The organism is Pseudomonas sp. GW821-FHT01A09, from assembly GCF_058986725.1.
In genome coordinates this window covers 1-5870 of record NZ_JBYSWB010000061.1, presented here as the reverse complement: position 1 = coordinate 5870, position 5870 = coordinate 1, and the positions used below count along the sequence as shown (strand labels likewise).

The 5870-nt window shown below is 54.3% G+C and carries 6 protein-coding genes; 4 read left to right on the top strand and 2 right to left on the bottom strand.

Features of this window, described 5'->3' with window-relative positions:
• Positions 1–216: 216 nt before the first annotated feature.
• Together AC3WJP_RS28990 and AC3WJP_RS28985 are read left to right on the top strand one after the other, a co-directional pair.
• On the top strand, positions 217–675 hold the full coding sequence (locus AC3WJP_RS28990) for a tyrosine-type recombinase/integrase (RefSeq protein ID WP_493724579.1): 459 nt from the start codon (positions 217–219) through the stop codon (positions 673–675).
• Positions 676–936: 261 nt separating this feature from the next.
• Complete coding sequence (locus AC3WJP_RS28985) at positions 937–1224, top strand: hypothetical protein (protein ID WP_493724580.1); 288 nt, start codon at positions 937–939, stop codon at positions 1222–1224.
• Between the two features lie 306 nt (positions 1225–1530).
• Here the strand turns inward: AC3WJP_RS28985 and AC3WJP_RS28980 are convergent, their stop codons facing one another.
• The gene (locus AC3WJP_RS28980; protein WP_493724581.1) at positions 1531–2772 is read right to left on the bottom strand and encodes an abortive infection family protein; all 1242 of its coding nucleotides are present in this window, start codon (positions 2770–2772) and stop codon (positions 1531–1533) included.
• A gap of 319 nt (positions 2773–3091) precedes the next feature.
• Between AC3WJP_RS28980 and AC3WJP_RS28975 the strand changes: the two genes are divergently transcribed.
• Positions 3092–3871 (top strand): histidine phosphatase family protein, encoded by a 780-nt coding sequence (locus AC3WJP_RS28975; protein ID WP_493724582.1) that lies wholly within the window; start codon positions 3092–3094, stop codon positions 3869–3871.
• A gap of 674 nt (positions 3872–4545) precedes the next feature.
• Here AC3WJP_RS28975 and AC3WJP_RS28970 read toward each other — a convergent pair.
• Positions 4546–5103, bottom strand: coding sequence for a hypothetical protein (locus AC3WJP_RS28970; RefSeq protein WP_493724583.1), 558 nt, complete (start codon positions 5101–5103; stop codon positions 4546–4548).
• A 198-nt stretch (positions 5104–5301) separates the two neighbouring features.
• Here AC3WJP_RS28970 and AC3WJP_RS28965 point away from each other — a divergent pair, with 198 nt between their 5' ends.
• Positions 5302–5748, top strand: a complete 447-nt coding sequence (locus tag AC3WJP_RS28965; protein WP_493724584.1) for a helix-turn-helix domain-containing protein — start codon at positions 5302–5304, stop codon at positions 5746–5748.
• The last annotated feature ends 122 nt before the right edge of the window (positions 5749–5870 follow it).

The following is a 5870-nucleotide window of genomic DNA, read 5'->3' as shown; positions in this document are numbered from 1 at the left end:
GCCAAGAGAATTTAGGCGCTTGGCAGCAGCATCAATTTAACGGGGAGTTGGTGTCCGGTTTGGTAGGGGCAAGTCCATCCTACTGGCCTCCACGCGACGTCCATTTCCTGCGCATCAGCCGCTAAGCTACCATCGAGATACGCCTAATCAGCCAGGTTCCAGGGAGGATACGCATGCCGAACATTTGGTCGAAGCTGCCAGATCCTCTGGGAGTCCGTGATACGTAAAGGCAATCTTCGTGACATCTGCCTCTTGGGACTCATGCAGATCACAGGACTCAGAAGGTTGGAGATCGTCCAGTCTAAGGTTGGCTACCCAGACGGAAACCGCCAACAGGTCTCACATCCTGTCCACAAAGCCCTGGGTGTGGCTCCGACATACGTCCCTGTAGCTCAGGAAATGATTGGCTGGCTGACGAAATACATCCAAAAGGAAGGGCTCCAGCCAGGAGACTACGTTTTCCGGTCGAAGCGCAGTCCAGATAGGCATATGCCCCCCGAGGAGCTGCTCAGGATTGTTTTGAAGTGGAGGAAAGAGGCTCAATCAATCGCCGCAATCCGCAGCTATGTGTCCAGCCCAAACCTCCCTGACGTTGCCCAGTACCTGATGGGACATGCTTCGCTAGGGGTGCTAAAGCATTACATCCAGGATCAAGGCATGCGGTCAGACGAGTAGGCAGCGGTCAGACTACCAGGCCCTTTGGCGTGCGCATGCGGATTACATCACCATTCCGCCGACAACGGGGGCAGCATTGCTCCTCGACTCCCTGGCTCAGGCCTCAGTGTGCACGTATGCCTTCACCCAGGCGGAGCTTCAGCTCTGCCTGCTGAATGGATGAATCAGTTGTTGCTTCGGGACATCGTCATCAGATACTCGGCGCATCCCATCTAACGTCCGTACCTTAAGTGCTTCGGAACCAATCTTTAGTAGGTCAAGATGACTCAGACCAGCCCTTTCCTACCAGAAATCACTATTGAAGACTTCCGTCAGCGGTACCCTACGCTGTTCTCAGATCCTGCGGTCGACGACATCTACTGCAATCGAGGCTGGCGCGGCATCCTCTCGTCACTCTGCGATACGTTGCAGGCCCATTTAGAGAGGCACCCAGAGGTAACTCCGGTGACCGTTGTGCTGGCGAAATCGAAGTTTGGCGAGCTGCATTTCTTTTACGATGGCGGGGACAGATATTGCGAAGGGGCCGTCAGCGTTGCAGCAAGTCTTTAGTTGAAGACTTGCGAGCAGTGTGGGGCTCCAGGCAAGCAGACGACTGGCCGATGGATCAGCACCTTGTGCCTTGAGCATGACGGCAGCAAAAGTCATCCGCGCACTGATGGATGATGCGGTTGCCACATGGTTGGCCGCCCTCGCGGGTACGGCTGTCGTGAACCATGCCTCCCAGCCATCGCTGGAGTCATGGCCCTTCGGGCTTCCATCCTCGGCTCTCCGGCCAGTCGGCCTGCGCGCTCCGCTTGCTCAGCACGCAGGAGCAGTTCCTGGAATGGTTCACCCATAACTTTACCTATTATGAGCTTACTTCGAGCTTTCCCTCTGATGGAACGTTTCCGAGACAAAGTCTATGAACGCTACAGCAGATGCCACAGCAAGCCGTGCATGACGAGGCTGTAGGCCTCGGTGCCCGCCATCACGTCCATGCCCAGATCCGTAAAGCCCACGCAGCTGCGCAAGATTGCTGGTGAGCTGGGTCAGATTACGAAGAATCAGACGTATATTCTCAGCTCCTTTAGCTTCATCAGAGATCCCCTCAGGTACCAATTGCAATTCTTTAGTGAGCTTCTTGGTCAGATCACCGAGATCGTCGGTTTTGCGGACGGGCACTCCTCGCTTCGTAAGAATCGTTTTGCAGCAGCTTTCGACTATTTCTTTCGCTGTGCCTATTGCGAGTGCTGGATCTATATCAACAGCGTTTTCAAGCCTCTCGATCTCTTTGGCCATCCAGCCGGCACCCAGCGCATCCGCAACGGTTTTAGCGCGCTGCACGACCTGGGAGGCGCCTTTGGTCAGTCGGCGGGATGAAAATCTTGGACGCCCTGCGATCCGTTCTTCCTCGTAGATTTCCCAACCGGCTAGCCTTAATTGGTCGTTGAAATGAATAACGGTCTTGATAGCTTCGTCCCGATCAGAGCGCACTATCGGGTGCAGGACTTCGCAGAGGAATCGCAGAAAATCCTCGGCTGAGCCATCAATGAGCTGAAAACGGCTATCCGTGAAGATCCAGTCATCCTCCCAATCATCGTTGTTGATACGGTGCTGCCATATGTCACCAGCAGCATCCTTGTACCGGGGATCGGTCGATGGGAGCTTTTGCAGGTCATACAACCGACTCAAAAATTCGACGTCGTTGAGCCGACCATACCAGGCGATGTTTTCCAGCCGAAGCCCGTCGAGAATGTTAATCCGGGTCTGTCGAGCTAAATCAGAAGAGTCATCTCGCCAATCAGCAGTTAGCTTTTTTGCTGGCAAAATCTTAGCCGAGTACCAATCTTGCGACTCATGCTCGATTACCGACTTGAGCCGAGCGGTGATCTGCTCTTCCAATTGGCTGCGCTTGGCTCCCAAGCGCACATAGCGCTCGGCAGGCACTTTGAATTGGCACTCCCAGATGTTGGTACCGCCATTCCAATTGTCATAGCCCGTCTGTTCGAGATGTGCGGGATACTCGCGTACAACTGCGGCTGCATCGCTCAACCCTTCAGAGCGAAGCAGAGCGTGTACCGTTGAGAGCACCGCTTCGATATTCTCATTTTGATCCACTGGATGTCCCTGTATTCTATCGGTCTCATCGAAGACTATCTCAGCCTGTGTTCCCCAACACCAATTTCGCATCTTTTTGTCGGGGGCAAAGATGTCTCACCCGCCGCCAACCCTCAACCGGTTCGAAAAGTTGGGGGGGGACAGATCGCAGTGGCATGTCTATGCATCCTCAATAGATTCGAGATCTCTTTACCGCTGCCTGCGATTAGAACAAGCGCTTGGTACGCCGATGTTGAGGTCAATCGGCGATGGTAAGCCCCCCCCGTCTCATCCGTGCCAGGTACACTCAACCACCAAGCAAAGGTTTTCCGGGTGTGGCATGGCAGATAGCGTAAAAGCTGATAAAGCAAAATCCGTAAGGCTGATCCGGCACGCTCAAAGCGAAGCGAATGCCGGCTTGGCTACCACCGCTCCGGACTCGATCCCACTGACCGAGCTAGGCCATTCCCAGGCCCAGATAGTTGCCGATCACATTGCATTTCCTCCCGGCTTAATAATCTCGTCTCCATTCGAGCGCGCCATGCGTACCGCCTTGCCCTCGGCCAATCGGTATCCCCAAGTGCCACTGGAGATCTGGGCTGTCGAAGAGTTCACGTACCTGAGTCCCAGCAGGCTAGCTGGCACCACCCAAGCTGACCGCAAACCCTTGGTGGACGCGTATTGGAATGAGGGTGATCAAGCCGCAATCGATGGGCCAGGCGCTGAGTCTTTCATCGAGCTCCTCAAGCGCGCCAAGGTAATGCTCGACCGGTTGGCGTTATCTTTGGCCGAAAACATACTGGGCTTCAGTCATGGACAGTTTATTCGCGCGGTGGCGTGGTTCATCCGCCATGGAGAAGACGCAGGCACGCCCGAAAACATGCGCCTGTTCCGTGAGCTCGATACCAAAGATCCTTTGCCAAATTGCGCAGGTTACGATCTGGAGCTCCGGAATGGTCAGTGGGAAGTGGTGAACCAGATTGCCCAGGATGGTGAAGTGAAGTATATCGACGAGTTCTGCACGGATCAGGGGATGGCGCCTATCCCAACAAATGTGATGACCAGGGAGCGGCGGGACTTACTCCAGGCCATTCGTACTGAACCGGATGATAGCGAGTGAAGCCTCAGTGCTTCGCAGGTTTGTTTGGGCACTCCCCTCCGGGGCCGGCTGTCGTGAACCACGTCACTGGCTGGCGCCAGCGTCGTGGCCCGTAGGGCTTCCATCCTAGTGCCTCCGGCCTCACGGCCTGCGCGCTCCGCTTGCCTCGATGTCAGCAGCTACTCATGAGGATGATCCTTGCCCGTTGGTGGATGTTGTAAGCTTGTGGCCACGGACAGCGTAAATCGACGTCCTGATAGGCTCATCGGAGGTGCCATATGCCTTGGCTGAATGCGATACGGGAACGCCTCTTCAAGGACAGACGTCCTGAGTGGGAGATCCAGCGCGAGAGAGAATTTATCCAAGCCGCCAATCGGCTCAAGACGCTTCGGGTAACGCATAGGGGTGGCATGTCTATCCATCCGGAAGAGATCCGCGACCAGATCATCGCGGCTAGGGAAGAGTACAAGCACCTCGTCCGCAAATAAGCCGCTAAATTCGATTGGCGTCAGCCCCGAAGTGTTCACAGGGGCGCTAAGCAACCCGGTAGCTCCTTGGCTCGCCGCTTCCGTTCCGCTGCCATCATCTCGCGTTGTGCTTGGGCTCGTTGCTATTGCCAAAGGCCAACAAAGGCGCGAAGGCCCCGATGGCTTTGAGAGGGGCGACAGTGCGTCTGCGCCGCCCGTCCCAAGGTCTCACTTGTCCAGCTTGCTGAACCGGCTCGATAGTGTCTGAGGATCTATCACCTGCCAGGCATCAGGATCTGCAGTCATGCTGAGCATTTTCCATGCGCCCCACAGATAAAATCCTGCAGCTAGGCATGCTTCCACGAAAGCGTAATGAGTGATCTGCGATATACCAGTGTGATTGCCCATACCAGTCAAGGCCAGAAGTGACGCAGACACAGGCCAGCCAATGACGAAGACTAAACAAAAGGCCAGAACCGCGTAAAAGATCATCATTGCGGGGACTGTCCAGCGATATTTAGTCGCAAAATTGACTTTTCCACCTTTCTTTTTGTAGCCATACAAAACGCCAAAATTCTTTTCTTTTTTATTGGAGTTCTTGCAGATCGTATAAAGCGTGACCTCATCCCCTGAGTTCAACTCCTCAAAGAAATCAGATTCCATCTGGATGTTCGGCAGCTTGTTGCCGTCCACGATTATCAGAGTTTTGTAACCTTTTGTCATATGATCAGTCACTTTGACAGAGTCAATTTTCCCGGTGACTTTCGTGCAGTCGAATTTGATCACTACATTCCCTATGCATTTTCAGCTAGTCAAATTTTTGAATGTTTACGGAACATCAGCCTGTGCTCGTTTTCAATAAGCCACTGGCCGCTGAGGTGAACGACATTTTGCCCGCCAAACCCAGACCGCCCCACGGAGGGGACTATAGACCGTGGAGTGGGTCATGGCAATGTGACTCTATGCTCGATTTTGGAGCGAGTTATGCTGCCGCACGAGGCACTTGCCGCCGTTATCCGCACACTCCGAGTGATGAAGGGGATCACCCAGGCAGAGCTGCCAGCGGATCGTAAGCACTTGTACAAGCTGGAAGCGGGCTTATCTGACATCACCCTTGGCATGCTGGAGCAACTATCCGAAAGCCTCAGGGTAGAGCCTGCCATGCTCGTTATGCTTGTGAAGGCAGTAGAAAAAGGATGCTCAAGCCAGGAAGTGGCCAATTTGGTCGCAGCTCAGCTTCGGGATTTTGAGCATCTGGGTGGCCCAGCGGAATTGACTCGCCAGCTTGAGCTGGGAGGCGTCAAAGCTAGGGAAGCGGCTAGATGTGAACGCTCATCTGCGATTAGGGCTTGTAAAGAAAGGGGTCTCACTCAGCGTGAGACAGCAGAGGAGCTAGGCATCTCTAAATCTACGGTATCTCGAGCGTGGTGAGCGTTCATCAGTGTAGTGGTCTAATGAAACCGGACACCCATTTAAGCGAGAATGCTCGCCATAGAGAGGTGTCTGATGACCAAGCAACGTCGTACCTTTACCCCTGAGTTCAAGCGCGAGGC

What these genes read in the sequence shown, in the direction of transcription:
- AC3WJP_RS28965 (WP_493724584.1), top strand. Translation starts at nt 5,302, where the DNA reads ATGCTGCCGCACGAGGCACTTGCCGCCGTTATCCGCACACTCCGAGTG.
- AC3WJP_RS28985 (WP_493724580.1), top strand. Translation starts at nt 937, where the DNA reads ATGACTCAGACCAGCCCTTTCCTACCAGAAATCACTATTGAAGACTTC.
- AC3WJP_RS28975 (WP_493724582.1), top strand. Translation starts at nt 3,092, where the DNA reads ATGGCAGATAGCGTAAAAGCTGATAAAGCAAAATCCGTAAGGCTGATC.